The sequence below is a fragment of the Actinomadura citrea genome, from assembly GCF_013409045.1.
Lineage (GTDB): Bacteria > Actinomycetota > Actinomycetes > Streptosporangiales > Streptosporangiaceae > Spirillospora > Spirillospora citrea.
In genome coordinates, this window is the sequence record NZ_JACCBT010000001.1 from 5,081,290 (window position 1) to 5,097,738 (window position 16,449).

A 16,449-nucleotide genomic window follows, 5' to 3' on the forward strand; every position below is an offset into this window, starting at 1 on the left:
TCGGACATCGATCACTATGACCGTACCCGCCGCGGCACCGGGCGCTCTCCGCTGAATAGCATGCCCAGCGTGGACGACGACCTCTCCTCCGGTCTCGCCCCGGAGGAGTTCAGCGCACGCGTCTTCGGGACGGCGGCCCCGCGCACGGGCGGCGGCCTGGAGCTGTCCCCGTTCCGGGGCGTCCGCTTCGTCCCCGAGGTGGCCGGCGACCCGGCGTCGGTGACCATGCCGCCGTACGACCTGATCGACGAGGCGGCGGCGCTGCGGCTGTTCGCGGAGGGCGGCCACAACATCATCCGGCTCAACCTCCCGCGCGCCGCCGGGGAGACCTACGACGCCGCCGGCCGGCGGCTGCGCCGCTGGCTGGACCGCGGCGCGCTGGCCGTCGACCCCGAACCGGCCCTGTACGTCTACGAGGCGGCCCGCGGCGGGACCGTCCTGCAGCGCGGCCTGATCGGCGGCCTCGGCCTGCGCGCGGAGTCCGACGGCGTGGTGCTGCCGCACGAGAACGTCTTCCCCGGCCCGGTCCGCGACCGGCTCGCGCTGATGGCGGCGGCGAACGCCAACCTGGAGCCGATCTTCCTGGTGTACGAGGGCGGCGGGGACGCGGCCGGCGTCGTCGACGGCGCCGCGGCCGGGCCCCCGCTGATGGAGTTCGACGCCGACGACGGGCTGACGCACCGGCTGTGGCGCGTCACCGACCCGGGCCTGCACGCGCGGGTGGCCGCCGACCTGCGCGGCAAGCAGGCCCTCATCGCGGACGGCCACCACCGCTACGCCACCTACCGCGCCCTCCAGGCGCGCCGCCACGCGGCCGGCGACGGCCCCGGCCCCTGGGACGCCGGGCTGGCCCTGCTGGTCGACTCGACGCGCTACCCGCCGCACCTGGGCGCCATCCACCGCGTGCTTCCCGGGCTCCGCCCGGACATCGCGTTGGACAAGGCCGGCCAGGTCTTCGGCGTGACCCGCTTCCTGGACGAGGACGAGGCCCTGAACGCGCTCGCCCGCGCGGAGGGGCCCGCGTTCCTTCTCGGCGGCGGCGACTCCCTGCACCTGCTCACCGGCCCCGATCGAGACGCCCTGCGCGAGGCGATGCCGCCAGAGCACTCCCCCCGCTGGCGCGCGCTCGACACCGCCGTCCTCGACCATCTGCTGATCGGCGAGGTGTGGGGCGTCCCGGAGAACGAGAACGCCATCGAGGTGGTGCACGACGACCCGTCCGCGGCCCTCGCCCGCGCCCGGCGCAGCGGCGGGACGGCCGTGATCCTGAACCCGCTCAAGGTCGAGGACGTGCTGGCGGTCGCGAACGGGGGCGAACGCGTGCCGCGCAAGTCCACCTCGTTCGGCCCCAAGCCCCGCACCGGCCTCGTCCTGCGCCTTCTCGACCCGGGCGCCGCGCAGGAGCCATGATCGGGGAATGGACACCACGACCACGATCACGCCGCTCGGCGGGGACGTCTACGAGATCGACACGCGGATGGCCGGATACACCGGCATCACCGCCGGATACCTGATCCTCTCCGACCGGCCATGCCTGGTGGAGCCGGGCACGTCCGGCTCGGCGCCCGTCGTGCAGGCCGCGCTGCGCGAGATGGGCGTCGGCCCGGACGACCTGGCGAGCGTGGTCGTGACGCACATCCACCTCGACCACGCGGGCGGCGTCGGCGACATCGCCGGCATGTACCCGCAGGCGGAGATCGTCGTCCACGAGAAGGGCGCGCGGCACCTGGCGGACCCGTCCCGCCTCATGCGCAGCGCCCGCATGATCTACGGGGACGCCCTCGACACCCTGTTCGGCGAGCTGAAGCCCACGGACGCGGCGCGGATCCGCGCCGTCGAGGACACCGGCGTGATCGACCTCGGCGGCGGGCGGCGGCTGGAGTCGCACTACTCCCCCGGCCACGCCAAGCACCACGTCGGGCTGGTCGACTCGCAGACCGGCGACCTCTACGTGGGCGACGCCGCCGGCATCTACATCCCGGAGACGGCGGACGTGCGGCCCGCCACGCCGCCCCCGGACTTCGACCTCGACACGGCGCTGGAGTCGCTCGGCAAGTTCCGGTCGCTGGGCCCGCAGCGCCTGCTGTTCGCGCACTACGGGCCCGTGCGGGAGGTCGAGGACACGCTGGAGCGCTCGGCGGAGGAGCTGCGGGTCTGGGTGGACGCCGTGCGGGCCGCCCACGACCAGGGCCTGGACCTCGACCACGCCGTCGCGATGGTCGTGGACCGCACCAGGGACCGCTACGCGTCCATGAGCGACGACATCGATCCGGAACTGGCCGCCAAGTACGAGATCCTCAACAGCGCCGAGAGCAACGTCGCCGGCATCATGCACGCCCTCGACCGGCACGCCTAGCGGCGGGTCAGCGGCGGAACGGGCCGGTCACCTCGAAGGTGTAGCCGTCCGTCCCCGCCACGAACCCGCTCTTGCCGCGCTGGGACGAGAAGTACAGGCGCGACCCGTCCGGGCTGAACGCCGTCCCGGTGACCTCCGACTCGTCGTGGCCGACCACGCGCAGGAACGGCGTCACGACCCCCTCGGCGGTGATGAGGTTGATCTCCATGTTGTCGCCGTCCTCGGCGACGTAGAGGTCGCCGGACGCCGTGGCGGTGACCGCGTCGACCCCGTGCAAGGGCGCCTCGCCGCTGGTGACGAGGTCGTCGTCGTAGGCGATGTCCAGCCGGGCGGCGGCCGCGTCGTACGCCCACACGCGGTTGTCGCCCTTGGTGGTGAAGTAGCAGACGCCGCGCGTGTAGTAGCAGCCCTCACCGCCGTGGAAGCGCATGGCGCCGTCCACCTGGTCCCGGGTCGGCGTGAGCCACACCTGAGGGTTCGGCACCTTCGCCCACTGGACGGGACCCGTCCCGGAGCCGACCAGCACTTCGAGCGTCCCGGCCGACAGGTCGCCCCAGGACTGCGGCCGGAACCTGTAGAAGCAGCCGTCCGACTGGTCCTCGGTGAGGTAGACGACCTTGCGCTCGGGGTCGGAGGCCGCCGCCTCGTGCTTGAACCGGCCCAGCGCCGGGCGGGACACCGCCCCCTTCTGTCCGCGCGGGTCCGTCTCATGGACGAGGCCGAGGTCGTGCTCCTCGCACGACAGCCACGTCCCCCACGGCGTCGCCCCTCCGGAGCAGTTCAGCGAGGTGCCGTTCAGGATCCGGTACGCCGAGGTGACCTTCCCGGACCCGTCGAACCGCATGGCCGACACCCCGCCGACCGCGGGCACCTCCGAGTTGCTGACATAGATCCAGCCGTCCCCGTCGCGGAAGCACGCGCCCCCGTCGGGGGCCGGATGCCACGTGTACCTCGTCCCTTCGACGCGCTGGAGCGAGCGTGCCACAACCCGGCTGCTGAATCCCTGCGGCAACTGCACTCCGTTACCGTCCGCGGACAGCAGCGGCCCGTACGGGCCCGGCCCGGGCTGCGCGGGCCCCGATGCGAAGGCCCGCTGCCACAGGGCGCCCGAGAAGGCGGTCGTCCCGCCGGCGACGGCGGCGGCGCGCAGGAACGTGCGTCGGTCCAAGGGCATGGCAACTCCAAAGAGTCTCCGCCGGACGCGTCCGGCGGCCCCCCGAACGGCGCGGTCCCGTGAATATCCGGGAAAGCTACCCGCCAGTCAAGTACCGGAGGTCAGTCCGCCTGCGGCCGCTCCTCGTCGGCCTGCTTCGGCTCCAGGAAGACCGCGGGCACCCCGGGCGCGCCCTCGTCCGGCGCGTCCAGCACCTCGGGCTCGGCGGGCCTGAACGCGATATCGGTCGCCGAAGCCTCGACGGCCTCCGGCTCCTCCGCCCCGGCGGATTCCTCCACCGGCTCCTCGGCGGTCTCCTCCACCGGCGCCTCGGGAATCTCCTCCGCCGGCGTTCCAGCGAGGTCCTCCGCCGGCGTTCCGGCGGGCTCTCCCGCCCGGACGTCGGCGAAGTCCTCGTCCTCTTCCGTGTCGAGGATCTGGAGGCCTTCGAGCTCGGCGTACCGCTCGGCCGCGTCGGTGTCCCCGTCGCGGTCGGCCGCGGCGGCCCGCGCGAACCAGTCGGACGCCTCGCCCTCGCGTCCCGCTTCGACGAGCGCGTCCGCGTAGGCGTAGAACAGCCGCACCGACCACGGCCGGAGCCGCCGGTCGCGCAGCTCCGGAATCTGCAGGGTCACCACGGCCGCGTCGTTCTGGCCCATGTCGCGCCGCACGCCCGACTCCACGATGCGCAGCTCCACGCGCCCCGTCGGGTCGAGCTTCTCCGCCTCGGGCGACTTGATCAGGTCGAGGGCGCGTTCGGGCCGTCCGAGACCGCGCTCGCAGTCGGCCATGACGGGCAGGTAGGAGTAGTCGCCGGCGCCCAGCCGCCGTGCGGCCCGCAGCTCGGCGAGCGCCTCCGCCCACTCGCCCCCGTGGTACGCCGCGATCCCGGCGGCCTCCCGCACGATCCCGACGCGGGACGCGAGCCGCCGCGCCGCCTTCGCGTGGCGGTAGGCCTGCTCGGGCTCGTCCTCGGCGAGGCGGCCCGCCATCACCAGGTGACGGGCGACCTTCGTCGCCAGTTCCTTGGGCAGCGTGCGCAGCTCCTCGCGGGCCTCCACGTCGAGCTCGTCGCCGGTGACGTCCTCGGGCAGCAGCGGATCGTCATGCTTCGGCGCCGGACGCTCGCGCTCCTCGTACCGCGCCGGCCGGTCTCTGCGATCGCGAGGCGGCCCATAGGAGCGTTCGCCGTCCTGAGGGCGCCTCGGTCCACCGCGGCCCTTGAACGGCTTGTCGCGCTCTCCTGGACGTCCTTCGCGCTTGCCTTCGAACCGCCGCCCGCTCGGACGACGCTCGTCGCGCTCATCGCGACGGCCCTTGAACGGACGATCCTGCGGACGTCCCTGGGAGCGACGCTCACCCTGGCCGCCACGCCCCTGGAATCCGCCTGGGCGCCCTTCCCGGCGCGGCCCGCCGCCACCCTGGCCCGCGCGAGGCGCACGGTTGTCAGAGGGACGGCCCTCCCTGCGCTCACCGCCCTGACCAGAGAACCGACCTTCCTTACGCTCACCGCGCGGCCCGGAGAAACGGCCTTCGCGACGCTCGCCGCCCTGACCTGAGAAACGACCTTCGCGACGCTCACCACCTTGCCCGGAGAAACGCCCGCCTTCCTTGCGTTCGCCGCCCTGCCCGGAGAACCGGCCTTCCTTGCGCTCACCGCGCGGCCCGGAGAAACGGCCTTCGCGACGCTCGCCGCCCTGACCGGAGAAACGGCCTTCCTTACGCTCACCGCGCGGCCCAGAGAACCGACTGTCCTTGCGCTCGCCGCCCTGACCGGAGAAACGTCCCTCCTTGCGCCCACCGCGCGGCCCAGAGAACCGACTGTCCTTGCGCTCGCCGCGCTGGCCGCCGGTTCCCTCCGAGCGGCCCTCACGGGATTCGGGACGCCGATCATCACGTCGATCCTCGGAGCGCTTGAACGGACGGCCGGGCTTACGGTCATCGCGCTGACCACGCGCGTCGCGCTCCTGCCTGCCGCCGGGGCGGCCGCGCCCGCTCTGCGGGCCACCGGCGCGGAACCCTCCGCCGCGAGGGCCCCCGCTCTTGCGGGCCCCGGGCCCTCCCTGACCGCCGCGGGCATCGCCCCCGCGACGGGCCGGCGTATCCCGCCGTCCGTTGCCGCCCCGCCGCTCGCGGCTGTCGTCGCTACGGCCGTCCTCTTCCGCGCTCATCACGTCCGTCACTGTTCTTGATGGTTCGGTGGAGTCTTCAGCCTACTTCGACAGGCCCATGACATGCGTCGAGGGCCGCCCCCGCAAATTCCGGGGGCGACCCTCGACCAATTCAAGTCCGGCGGTGTCCTACTCTCCCACACGGTCTCCCATGCAGTACCATCGGCGCTGAAGGGCTTAACTTCCGGGTTCGGGATGGGACCGGGTGTTTCCCCCTCGCCAAAACCACCGAACGTCTCAACGCACCACCCAACCTGGGTGGGCAAATCCACGTCCGAGCCATCGGCTCGACATTCAATTAAGTTAAGTCTAACGGGTTCCCGGTTGTTTTCTGGGAACCACACAGGGACGCGAACATCTCTCGCAGCAATTCACTCTGAACGTTCAGTGTGTTCAAGCCACTCGGCCTATTAGTACCGGTCGACTCCACACGTTACCGCGCTTCCATCTCCGGCCTATCAACCCGGTCGTCTACCGGGGGCCTTACACCCCTTTAACAGGGTGGGAGAACTCATCTCGAGGAAGGCTTCCCGCTTAGATGCTTTCAGCGGTTATCCCGACCGAACGTAGCCAACCAGCCGTGCCCCTGGCGGGACAACTGGCACACCAGAGGTTCGTCCGTCCCGGTCCTCTCGTACTAGGGACAGACCCTCACAATTCTCCTACGCGCACAGCGGATAGGGACCGAACTGTCTCGCGACGTTCTAAACCCAGCTCGCGTGCCGCTTTAATGGGCGAACAGCCCAACCCTTGGGACCTACTCCAGCCCCAGGATGCGACGAGCCGACATCGAGGTGCCAAACCATCCCGTCGATATGGACTCTTGGGGAAGATCAGCCTGTTATCCCCGGGGTACCTTTTAGCCGTTGAGCGACACCACTTCCACACGTAGGTGCCGGATCACTAGGCCCTGCTTTCGCACCTGCTCGACACGTCCGTCTCACAGTCAAGCTCCCTTGTGCCCTTGCACTCGCCACCTGATTGCCAACCAGGCTGAGGGAACCTTTGGGCGCCTCCGTTACATTTTGGGAGGCAACCGCCCCAGTTAAACTACCCACCAGGCACTGTCCCCCACCCGGATACACGGGTGCGGGTTAGACGCTCAAAACGACCAGAGTGGTATTTCACCAACGACTCCACCCAAACTGGCGTCTGGGCTTCACAGTCTCCCACCTATCCTACACAAGACGCTCCAAGCGCCAATGCCAAGCTATAGTGAAGGTCCCGGGGTCTTTCCGTCCTGCTGCGCGAAACGAGCATCTTTACTCGTACTGCAATTTCGCCGGGCCTGTGGTTGAGACAGCGGGGAAGTCGTTACGCCATTCGTGCAGGTCGGAACTTACCCGACAAGGAATTTCGCTACCTTAGGATGGTTATAGTTACCACCGCCGTTTACCGGCGCTTAGATTCTCAGCTTCGAAGGAACAAGTCCCCCTAACCGGTCCTCTTAACGTTCCGGCACCGGGCAGGCGTCAGTCCGTATACAGCGTCTTACGACTTCGCACGGACCTGTGTTTTTAGTAAACAGTCGCTTCCCCCTGGCCTCTGCGACCCCACCCAGCTCAGACAGCAAATGCCATCACCAGGCGAGGTCCCCCTTCTCCCAAAGTTACGGGGGCAATTTGCCGAGTTCCTTAACCACAGTTCACCCGATCGCCTTGGTATTCTCTACCTGACCACCTGAGTCGGTTTGGGGTACGGGCCGCCGGTACACTCGCTAGAGGCTTTTCTCGGCAGCATGGGATCACTCACTTCACCTAAAACGGCTCGGCATCAGCTCTCAGGATACGTGAGAGACGGATTTACCTATCTCTCTCCCTACAGCCTTACCCCGGGACAACCATCGCCCGGGCTGAGCTACCCTCCTGCGTCACCCCATCACTCACCTACTACCCCCTCGGGCCCCACGCTCCCCACCCAACAGACCCGAAGGCCCAAAGGATGGTTCAGGCGGTTAGCATCAGAGGATTCAGCGTTGGCGCATACCAGCGGGTACGGGAATATCAACCCGTTGTCCATCGACTACGCCTGTCGGCCTCGCCTTAGGTCCCGACTTACCCTGGGCGGATTAGCCTGCCCCAGGAACCCTTGGTCATCCGGCGCACACGTTTCTCACGTGTGATTCGCTACTCATGCCTGCATTCTCACTCCCGCACCCTCCACCCCTGGGTCACCCCGAGGCTTCACCGGATACAGGACGCTCCCCTACCCATCAACACATACGTGTCAATGCCACGGCTTCGGCGGTGTGCTTGAGCCCCGCTACATTGTCGGCGCGGAATCACTTGACCAGTGAGCTATTACGCACTCTTTCAAGGGTGGCTGCTTCTAAGCCAACCTCCTGGTTGTCACAGCAACTCCACATCCTTTCCCACTTAGCACACGCTTAGGGGCCTTAGCCGATGATCTGGGCTGTTTCCCTCTCGACTACGAAGCTTATCCCCCGCAGTCTCACTGCCGCGCTCTCACTTACCGGCATTCGGAGTTTGGCTGACGTCAGTAACCTGGTAGGGCCCATCAGCCATCCAGTAGCTCTACCTCCGGCAAGAAACACGCGACGCTGCACCTAAATGCATTTCGGGGAGAACCAGCTATCACGGAGTTTGATTGGCCTTTCACCCCTAACCACAGGTCATCCCCCAGGTTTTCAACCCTGGTGGGTTCGGGCCTCCACACCGTCTTACCGGCGCTTCACCCTGCCCATGGCTAGATCACTCCGCTTCGGGTCTACAGCATGCGACTAAAAACGCCCTATTCAGACTCGCTTTCGCTACGGCTACCCGACACCGGTTAACCTCGCCACACACCATAACTCGCAGGCTCATTCTTCAAAAGGCACGCCATCACCAACAACAAGGAACAAGTCCCTCACTGAGGAGGCTCTGACGGCTTGTAGGCACACGGTTTCAGGTACTATTTCACGACCCCTCACCGGGGCACTTTTCACCTTTCCCTCACGGTACTGGTCCGCTATCGGTCATCAGGAAGTATTCAGCCTTACCACGTGGTCGTGGCAGATTCACACGGGATTTCACGGGCCCCGTGCTACTCGGGAACACACCCAGAAGCCACTCGAATTTCGTCTACCGGACTCTCACCGTCTACGGTCGGCCATCCCAAGCCATTCGACTATCCCAGCGGTTTATAACTCCTCGGCCCAGCGGCAGCTGGACCAGGGTGGTCCCACAACCCCGCACACGCAACGCCTGCCGGCTATCACACGCGCACGGTTTAGGCTCCTCCGCTTTCGCTCACCACTACTCACGGAATCACTATTGTTTTCTCTTCCTGCGGGTACTGAGATGTTTCACTTCCCCGCGTTCCCACCAACCTGCCTATACATTCAGCAGGCGGCGACACCCCATGACGGGTGCCAGGTTTCCCCATTCGGAAATCCCCGGATCAAAGTCTGGTTGCCGACTCCCCGAGGCATATCGCAGGCTCCCACGTCCTTCATCGGCTCCTGATGCCAAGGCATCCACCGTATGCCCTTAAAAACTTGAACACACAAAACGATCAGAACAAATCGCAGATAAACAACAAAAACAACCCTCAAAGAACCCTCACCAAAGGAAGGGTCCCTCTCCAGGCGGCTCTCATCATCTACCAGAGATGCTCGCGTCCACTGTGCAGTTCTCAAAAAACAACCGGGCCCACCAAAACCACACCACCCGAAGATGATGCGGTCCTGGTCCCGTAGTCCGAGGTCACCCGAGCTCGCGCCCGTTCCCTCAGGACCCAACAGCGTGTCCAACCCACCACCTGCCTGAAACCAACGTTCCCACTCCCCGCAGCCGAAACTGCAGGTCGGTACTAGCCGGCTCACACACGCAGTGAGCTGAGTAACCAGTGCTCCACATCTATGAGCAGCCACCTGACGAACATGCGCCGTCACTGGCGGCCACCGACCACGGTCCCTCTCACGAGGCGACCCCGGCCAGTTGATGCTCCTTAGAAAGGAGGTGATCCAGCCGCACCTTCCGGTACGGCTACCTTGTTACGACTTCGTCCCAATCGCCGGCCCCACCTTCGACCGCTCCCCCCACAAAGTGGTTGGGCCACGGGCTTCGGGTGTTGCCGACTTTCGTGACGTGACGGGCGGTGTGTACAAGGCCCGGGAACGTATTCACCGCAGCGTTGCTGATCTGCGATTACTAGCGACTCCGACTTCACGAAGTCGAGTTGCAGACTTCGATCCGAACTGAGACCGGCTTTAAGGGATTCGCTCCACCTCACGGTATCGCAGCCCTCTGTACCGGCCATTGTAGCATGTTTGCAGCCCAAGACATAAGGGGCATGATGACTTGACGTCATCCCCACCTTCCTCCGAGTTGACCCCGGCGGTCTCCCATGAGTCCCCACCCGAAGTGCTGGCAACATGGAACGAGGGTTGCGCTCGTTGCGGGACTTAACCCAACATCTCACGACACGAGCTGACGACAGCCATGCACCACCTGTCACCGGCCCAAAAAGGACCCACCATCTCTGATGGTTTTCCGGCAATGTCAAGCCTTGGTAAGGTTCTTCGCGTTGCGTCGAATTAAGCAACATGCTCCGCCGCTTGTGCGGGCCCCCGTCAATTCCTTTGAGTTTTAGCCTTGCGGCCGTACTCCCCAGGCGGGGCGCTTAATGCGTTAGCTGCGGCGCGGAATCCGTGGAAGGACCCCACACCTAGCGCCCAACGTTTACGGCGTGGACTACCAGGGTATCTAATCCTGTTCGCTCCCCACGCTTTCGCTCCTCAGCGTCAGTACAGGCCCAGAGAACCGCCTTCGCCACCGGTGTTCCTCCCGATATCTGCGCATTTCACCGCTACACCGGGAATTCCATTCTCCCCTACCTGCCTCTAGTCTGCCCGTATCCACCGCAGACCCACGGTTAAGCCGTGGGCTTTCACGACAGACGCGACAAACCGCCTACGAGCTCTTTACGCCCAATAATTCCGGACAACGCTTGCGCCCTACGTATTACCGCGGCTGCTGGCACGTAGTTAGCCGGCGCTTCTTCTGCAGGTACCGTCACGTTAGCTTCGTCCCTGCTGAAAGAGGTTTACAACCCGAAGGCCGTCATCCCTCACGCGGCGTCGCTGCGTCAGGCTTCCGCCCATTGCGCAATATTCCCCACTGCTGCCTCCCGTAGGAGTCTGGGCCGTGTCTCAGTCCCAGTGTGACCGGTCGCCCTCTCAGGCCGGTTACCCGTCGTCGCCTTGGTAGGCCATCACCCCACCAACAAGCTGATAGGCCGCGAGCCCATCCCCAACCGAAAAACTTTCCACCACCCGATCATGCGATCAGCGGTTACATCCGGTATTAGACCCAGTTTCCCGGGCTTATCCCAAAGTCAGGGGCAGGTTGCTCACGTGTTACTCACCCGTTCGCCGCTCGAGTACCCCCGAAGGGGCCTTTCCGCTCGACTTGCATGTGTTAAGCACGCCGCCAGCGTTCGTCCTGAGCCAGGATCAAACTCTCCATCAAGGTCACACGACCAACCAGGGGGCGAACCCCGACCGGCCAAACCTCAGGAAACAATCCCAGCATCACCATCCCCCACAAGGAGGGACAGCATTGCCTCAAAGAAATCCCCACCACCCCCGAAGAGATGGCACGGGGCGACCCGGCCGTTGAAGACCGAGCCGATAAAGGCACTGGCTTTTAACACGCTGTTGAGTTCTCAAGAAACGGACACCCACCGCGCTGGACCCGCTTTCGCGTTTCCCGCCCCGGGGCGACTCGTATTACTTTATCAGATCCGCTCGGACTGTCAATTCCGGGCTTTTCCGATACGCCATTCCGGTTCCGCTTGCGCGGTTCCTTCCCGGCGGTGGAGCTATTTCATCAGATCCGGCCCGATTGTCAAAACCGAGCCTTTCCGACCCACCACGGCACGCCGGGCACGGCGAGGCCGTGTCGGCTGTTTCGTAGGTGGTTTCCCCATGCTTCGGCCGGCCGCCATGCGGGCGTCCTGCATCCGTGAGGGGACGAGGGGTTAACCTACGCGGCCGGAGCGCCGCCGTCAAATCGGCGCCCCGGCGGGTTGCTCCTCTGCCAGGTTGCGGCGTATTGGGGGAACCTGGAGTGGCCTGTCACCATCTACCTAAGTAGATCACCCAGCCCAAGTAGGAGAGGTACCGACATGGCCTACCCACCCGCCCCGCCGCCGCCCCCGACCTCCGGCGCCGGCTCTCCTCCCCCGAACCATCTCGCATGGGCGATCGCGACCACGATCCTGTGCTGCCTGCCCGCCGGCGTCGTGTCCATCGTCTACGCCGCCCAGGTCAACTCCAAGTGGTCGGCCGGCGACCAGGCCGGCGCGCTCAAGTCGTCCAACAACGCGAAGACCTGGGCGATCGTGTCCGCGGTCCTCGGCGTGGTCGTCGGTGCCATCTACTTCGTCATCGCCCTGATGGGGAACAGCGGCAGCTGACCGATGACGGACGAGCCCCAGCCCGTCCCGCTCTCGCGGGGCGGGCTGGTCCCCGAGGTACGAGGCGGTGCTCGACGGCGCCTCGCCGCCCGGTTGCTGCGGCCGGGCGGGGTGCTGATCCTCAGCGTCGCGGCCGTCTCGTACGTCGCCGCGGTAGACCCCAACGAGGCAGGGCACTATCCGACCTGCCCGTTCCTCGCTCTCACCGGTTTCCAGTGCCCAGGCTGCGGATCGATGCGCACCGTGCACGCGCTCGCCCACGGTCATCTCCAAGAGGCGTTCGGTCTGAATGTGCTGACCGTCGCGATGCTCCCGGTTCTGGTGTTCTTCTGGCTCCGTTGGGCCAGGGCCCGCGCCCTGGATCGTCCGGTGAGGACGAAGGTGGCGCACCCCGCACTGATCTGGATCCTGTTCGGCACCATCCTTCTCTTCTGGCTGATCAGAAACCTGCCGGTCGGATCGGCCCTCGCCGCCTGACCACGACCGGCCAGGGCCGGGCCGACCCCGTCGCTCCGGGCGAGCTAAGGGTGGCCACTCCCCTTGTCAGGCGGGTGGGACGTGCCGCCGCGGACCTTGCCTGAGTGGTTGCCGCGTCAGCTGCGCGCGGTCCTCCCTGCGTTGTCCGCAGGAGGGCCTGTGCGGTCGGCGAGATAGGCGTATACATACCGTCAGGTTGTTGTCGCTCTCAGAAAGCTGTGACGCCTGAGGTGGTCCGGAGACGTGGGGCCCAGGTGCTCCAGGGCCTGGGAGCCGCGGGTCGGTTGCCCGGTTCTCGGACGCCGACGGGCGCGTCAGGCCGGGTCGGTGAAGGCGGGCGGGCGCTTGTCGAAGTAGGCGCGGACGGCCTCGACCTGGTTCGGGCTTCCGCGCAGGGCGCCGAGCGTCCGGGACTCCTCCAGGAACTGGCCGGCCAGGTCGGTGTCGGCGGCGCGGTTGAGCAGGCGCTTGGCCCCGCGGACGGCCTCGGGGCTGTTCGCGGCTATCTCGCGGGCGAGTTCCGTCGCGGCGGAGTGGGGGTCGTCGGCGGTGCGGGTGGCCAAGCCCAGGCGTACGGCGTCCGCGCCGGAGACCCTACGGCCGGTGAAGGTGAGCTCCTTCGCGACGTCCTCTCCGACGAGACGGATCAGCGCGGCCGTGCCGGTCATGTCGGGCACCAGACCCCAGCGGATCTCCAGGACCGACAGGCGCGCGTCCGGGGCGACGATCCGGATGTCGGCGCCGAGCGCGACCTGCAGGCCGCCGCCGAGGGCGTGCCCGTGGACGGCGGCGATGACGGGCTGCGGCAGCTCCCGCCACACGTGCACGGCCTGCTGTCCGAGGTTGGTGATGCGCCCCGGCTCGCGCGCGGTGATGTCGTCGGCGCGCCGCCCGGCGCCGTCGCCGGCCATGGCGGCGAATCCGGCGAAGTCCAGGCCGGCGCAGAACGCGCGGCCCTCCCCCGACAGCACCACGGCCCGGACGGAGGCGTCGGCGGCGAGGGCGTCCCCGGCCTGGGCGAGCGCCTCGAACATGGCGAGGTCGAGGGCGTTCAGCTTGTCGGGACGGTTGAGCCGCACGTCGGCGACCCCCTCGTGGACGTGCACGGTGACGCGGTCGGTCATGGCGGGGTCCCTCTCATCCTCGCGGTCCTCTCCGGGGACGATTCCATGCGGCGCCCCGCCGGTCGAGGGCGACGGTCAGGTCACGGGGACGAGCCTCGCCCCGGTGAGCCGGCCGTCGTCGATGTCCAGGAGCCCGAGGGTGCCGTGCGGCTGGCGGCGCCGGTCGGTCGGCGACCCGGGGTTGAAGATGCGGACGCCGTCGCCGGTCTCGTCCAGCGGGATGTGCGAGTGCCCGAACACCACGAGGTCGGCGCCGGGGAACCAGCGCCGCATCCGTGCGGTGCGGCCCCGGGCCTGGCCGCTGTCGTGGACCATCGCGACGGCGAGGCCGTCCAGGTCGAGTTCGAGACGTTCGGGCGCGCCCCACTCGGCCACGTCCGGCCCGTCGTTGTTGCCGAGGACGGCGTGGACGGGCGCGAATGCGGCCAGCTCGTCGAGGACGGACGCGACGCACACGTCGCCGGCGTGCAGGATCACGTCGGCGTCCCGCAGGTGCTCGGCCACCCGCGGCGGGCACGACTTCCAGCGCCGGGGCGCGTGGGTGTCGGAGATGGCCACCGCTCTCATGTCCTCCATTGTCCCGTAGGGAGCAGACCGGGCCGGATGCGGGACGGCCATCGGCGGTGTGCGGCCTCTACTCCCAAGTCGAGGGCGCCGGGCCGGCGCCGGACGGCGCGGCGATGGGAGCGGCCCGTGTCGTGGCGGGGAAAGGCGGGTGATTTTGCCACGGCAGGTCTCGGACACGCGTGGGAAACAACTGTAAGCACGCAGTCATTACTGCGGACTGAACTGCGGAGTTACGCTCGAATTCCTCGCGATCGTCCAGAAGGACTCGGCCGTACGCCCCCGGTCGTTCTTTCCGACACGGCGACCCAGCACCGCGAGGGCACAGTGAGGGCGGCCGGGCCCGAGGAGGATGATCACTCCCTTGCACCGGCCCCGGACCCGGCCGCCTCTCCACCCGCCCGGGGCGGGCTACGGGGTCAGGTAGAGCTTGCGGTCGAAGACCCCGGAGCCCGGCGTGCTCTCACCGCGGGCGATGGCGGAGCCGCTGCCGGTGCCGTCGGACGGGCAGAGGCCGCTGCTTCCCGACTGCCGCACGAGCGTGATGTTGTCGGACCTGCCCTGCGCGTCGTCCTGGTTCGGCAGCGGGCGGTTCGGGTTGTCGCGGTTGTAGACGTCGAAGCGCAGACCGTCGGTGCCCCCCGTCCGGAATCCGTAGTAGCAGGTGACGGTGATGCCGAGGATCTTGCCCTCCATCTTGAAGCGAAGGCCGCCGCTGATGGAAAGGGTGCCGTCCCGGCCGCCGGAGACCGGGTCGTAGGCGACGCTCCCGCTCTTGTCGGGCATCTGCCCGAGGTCGAGGTCGGTGGCCGGGGAGCTGAGGCCGTTGGAGGTCCGGCACGCGCCGATCGACGCGGCGGTCAGCTCGCCCGCGCCGGTGGACTGGACGGTGCCCTGCAGGTCGGCGCCGTCGCATGAGCCGGTCACCTTCACGCCCAGGTAGTTGACGGAGAACGTGAGCGCTCCGACGGTGGCGACCTGCCAGTTGCCGGAGTAGGGCGCTCCGGTGGCGGTCTCCTGGCGGATCGTGGTGGTGGCGGCGGACGCGGCGGGCGCCGTCAGGGCCAGCGCGGCGGAGGCGGCCGCCAGGGACGCGGCCGGCCTGATGGGAGCCTTCACGGGGTTCCTCCTCGGGGAGAGGGATTTGACTTTTTCTACCCGAGTGGCCGTGAAAAGCAAGACCCCGTTCAGCCGGATATTCACAGTCTAGAGAATTCCGCTAAACGGGGGCGGCCGGACACTAAGCTGACCGTGATATCGACCGAAGAGTTAAGCACTTTGTGCGCAGAAACGGGATGGCGCGCGGCCGGGACGGGAGGTAGGGACGGAACCCGGCCGCGCGCCTGGCCGTCAGTGGAACACGGGCTTCATCGCGTACACGCGGTTCGGCTTGTTGTAGCCGAAGAAGACGCGGGTGCCGCGGCCGGCGGGCGCGACCGCCAGCCCCTCGCTCTCCCCGGTCAGCGGGATGTCGATCGCCTCCAGGGTCGTCCCTGCCCGGTCCAGCACGGTGATGGTGTCGTTGGTGTAGTAGAGGACCTTGTCGCCGGCCATCTCCAGGCCCTGCGGGACGCCCTGGTAGCCGAGGTCGAAGGTCGAGCGGACGGTGCCGTCGAGGTCGGTGAACGCGAACACGAACGGGCCCTGGTCACCCGGTCCGGCGTGCACGAGCAGGCCGTCGCGCCGGTTGTCGACCGCGACCAGGCCGGAGTTGCCGAGCGAGCCGAAGTCGATGGTGCGCACGACCTCCGGCTCGCCGCTCCAGTCCACGACGTTGACCTTGGTCGGGTTCGTCCCGCCGCCGGTGGCGACGTAGAGGAGCCCGTCGCGGTCGCGGACGCTGATCTCGGCGGCGTGCCCGACGGCAAGCGGCGCGCTCTCCTTGAGGGTGGTGCCGTCGCGGTCGTACTCGCGGATGACGCCGTGGCCGCCGCCCACGTCGAAGCCGACGTAGAAGCGGCCGCGGCGGTAGGCGAGACCCTGCATGTTGTCGGTGTGGGGGACGTTGAACAGCAGATCGAAGGTGTAGGTGCGTCCGTCGGCCGCGGCGGGGCGGGCGCCGGCCAGGGCGGCGGCTCCGGCGAGCGTGGCGGCGCCCGCGAAGCCGAGGACTCTGCGGCGGGTGAGAGCGGCCTCGCCGAGTCCGGGTCCGTGCATCGTGCCTCCTTGTGGGGGGGTGGT

At 67.6% G+C, this 16,449-nt stretch carries 12 protein-coding genes and 3 rRNA genes; 6 read left to right on the forward strand and 9 right to left on the reverse strand.

Going from position 1 to position 16,449, the window contains the following annotated elements; all coding sequences use genetic code 11:
- Window positions 1–60 precede the first annotated feature (60 nt).
- A complete protein-coding gene (locus tag BJ999_RS23795) occupies window positions 61–1,410 on the forward strand; it encodes a DUF1015 family protein (protein WP_179835338.1) in 1,350 nt (449 codons plus the stop codon).
- A gap of 7 nt (window positions 1,411–1,417) precedes the next feature.
- Entirely contained in the window at window positions 1,418–2,356 is a 939-nt protein-coding gene (locus BJ999_RS23800) for an MBL fold metallo-hydrolase (protein WP_179835339.1), read from the forward strand.
- 7 nt (window positions 2,357–2,363) lie between these two features.
- Here the strand turns inward: BJ999_RS23800 and BJ999_RS23805 are convergent, their stop codons facing one another.
- On the reverse strand, window positions 2,364–3,530 hold the full coding sequence (locus BJ999_RS23805) for an alkaline phosphatase PhoX (RefSeq protein ID WP_179835340.1): 1,167 nt from the start codon (window positions 3,528–3,530) through the stop codon (window positions 2,364–2,366).
- 101 nt (window positions 3,531–3,631) lie between these two features.
- The gene (locus BJ999_RS23810; protein WP_229810327.1) at window positions 3,632–4,570 is read right to left on the reverse strand and encodes a hypothetical protein; all 939 of its coding nucleotides are present in this window, start codon (window positions 4,568–4,570) and stop codon (window positions 3,632–3,634) included.
- Window positions 4,571–4,615: 45 nt separating this feature from the next.
- Here BJ999_RS23810 and BJ999_RS23815 point away from each other — a divergent pair, with 45 nt between their 5' ends.
- The gene (locus BJ999_RS23815) at window positions 4,616–5,068 is read left to right on the forward strand and encodes a hypothetical protein (protein ID WP_179831323.1); all 453 of its coding nucleotides are present in this window, start codon (window positions 4,616–4,618) and stop codon (window positions 5,066–5,068) included.
- A 27-nt stretch (window positions 5,069–5,095) separates the two neighbouring features.
- Window positions 5,096–5,701, forward strand: coding sequence for a hypothetical protein (locus tag BJ999_RS43155; RefSeq protein WP_268247813.1), 606 nt, complete (start codon window positions 5,096–5,098; stop codon window positions 5,699–5,701).
- 95 nt (window positions 5,702–5,796) lie between these two features.
- Here BJ999_RS43155 and rrf read toward each other — a convergent pair.
- The 3 genes from rrf to BJ999_RS23835 all read right to left on the reverse strand — a co-directional run bounded on the left by rrf (window position 5,797) and on the right by BJ999_RS23835 (window position 11,154).
- A 5S ribosomal RNA gene (rrf, locus tag BJ999_RS23825) occupies window positions 5,797–5,913 on the reverse strand.
- A 156-nt stretch (window positions 5,914–6,069) separates the two neighbouring features.
- Window positions 6,070–9,185, reverse strand: a 23S ribosomal RNA gene (locus tag BJ999_RS23830).
- 450 nt (window positions 9,186–9,635) lie between these two features.
- A 16S ribosomal RNA gene (locus BJ999_RS23835) occupies window positions 9,636–11,154 on the reverse strand.
- The 16S, 23S and 5S rRNA genes sit together here, the layout of an rRNA operon.
- 658 nt (window positions 11,155–11,812) lie before the next feature.
- Here BJ999_RS23835 and BJ999_RS23840 point away from each other — a divergent pair.
- Both BJ999_RS23840 and BJ999_RS23845 read left to right on the forward strand, forming a co-directional pair.
- Window positions 11,813–12,103: a CD225/dispanin family protein gene (locus tag BJ999_RS23840; RefSeq protein WP_179835341.1), complete on the forward strand. Its 291-nt coding sequence runs from the start codon at window positions 11,813–11,815 to the stop codon at window positions 12,101–12,103.
- Window positions 12,104–12,106: 3 nt separating this feature from the next.
- Complete coding sequence (locus BJ999_RS23845; protein ID WP_229810712.1) at window positions 12,107–12,580, forward strand: DUF2752 domain-containing protein; 474 nt, start codon at window positions 12,107–12,109, stop codon at window positions 12,578–12,580.
- Window positions 12,581–12,894: 314 nt separating this feature from the next.
- Here BJ999_RS23845 and BJ999_RS23850 read toward each other — a convergent pair whose 3' ends face one another.
- The 4 genes from BJ999_RS23850 to BJ999_RS23865 form a co-directional block, all read right to left on the reverse strand.
- Entirely contained in the window at window positions 12,895–13,704 is an 810-nt protein-coding gene (locus BJ999_RS23850) for a crotonase/enoyl-CoA hydratase family protein (protein WP_179835342.1), read from the reverse strand.
- A 75-nt stretch (window positions 13,705–13,779) separates the two neighbouring features.
- Window positions 13,780–14,271 (reverse strand): metallophosphoesterase family protein, encoded by a 492-nt coding sequence (locus tag BJ999_RS23855; RefSeq protein ID WP_179835343.1) that lies wholly within the window; start codon window positions 14,269–14,271, stop codon window positions 13,780–13,782.
- 408 nt (window positions 14,272–14,679) lie between these two features.
- A complete protein-coding gene (locus tag BJ999_RS23860) occupies window positions 14,680–15,387 on the reverse strand; it encodes a hypothetical protein (protein ID WP_179835344.1) in 708 nt (235 codons plus the stop codon).
- Window positions 15,388–15,618: 231 nt separating this feature from the next.
- Complete coding sequence (locus BJ999_RS23865) at window positions 15,619–16,425, reverse strand: hypothetical protein (RefSeq protein ID WP_179835345.1); 807 nt, start codon at window positions 16,423–16,425, stop codon at window positions 15,619–15,621.
- Between the last annotated feature and the right edge of the window lie 24 nt (window positions 16,426–16,449).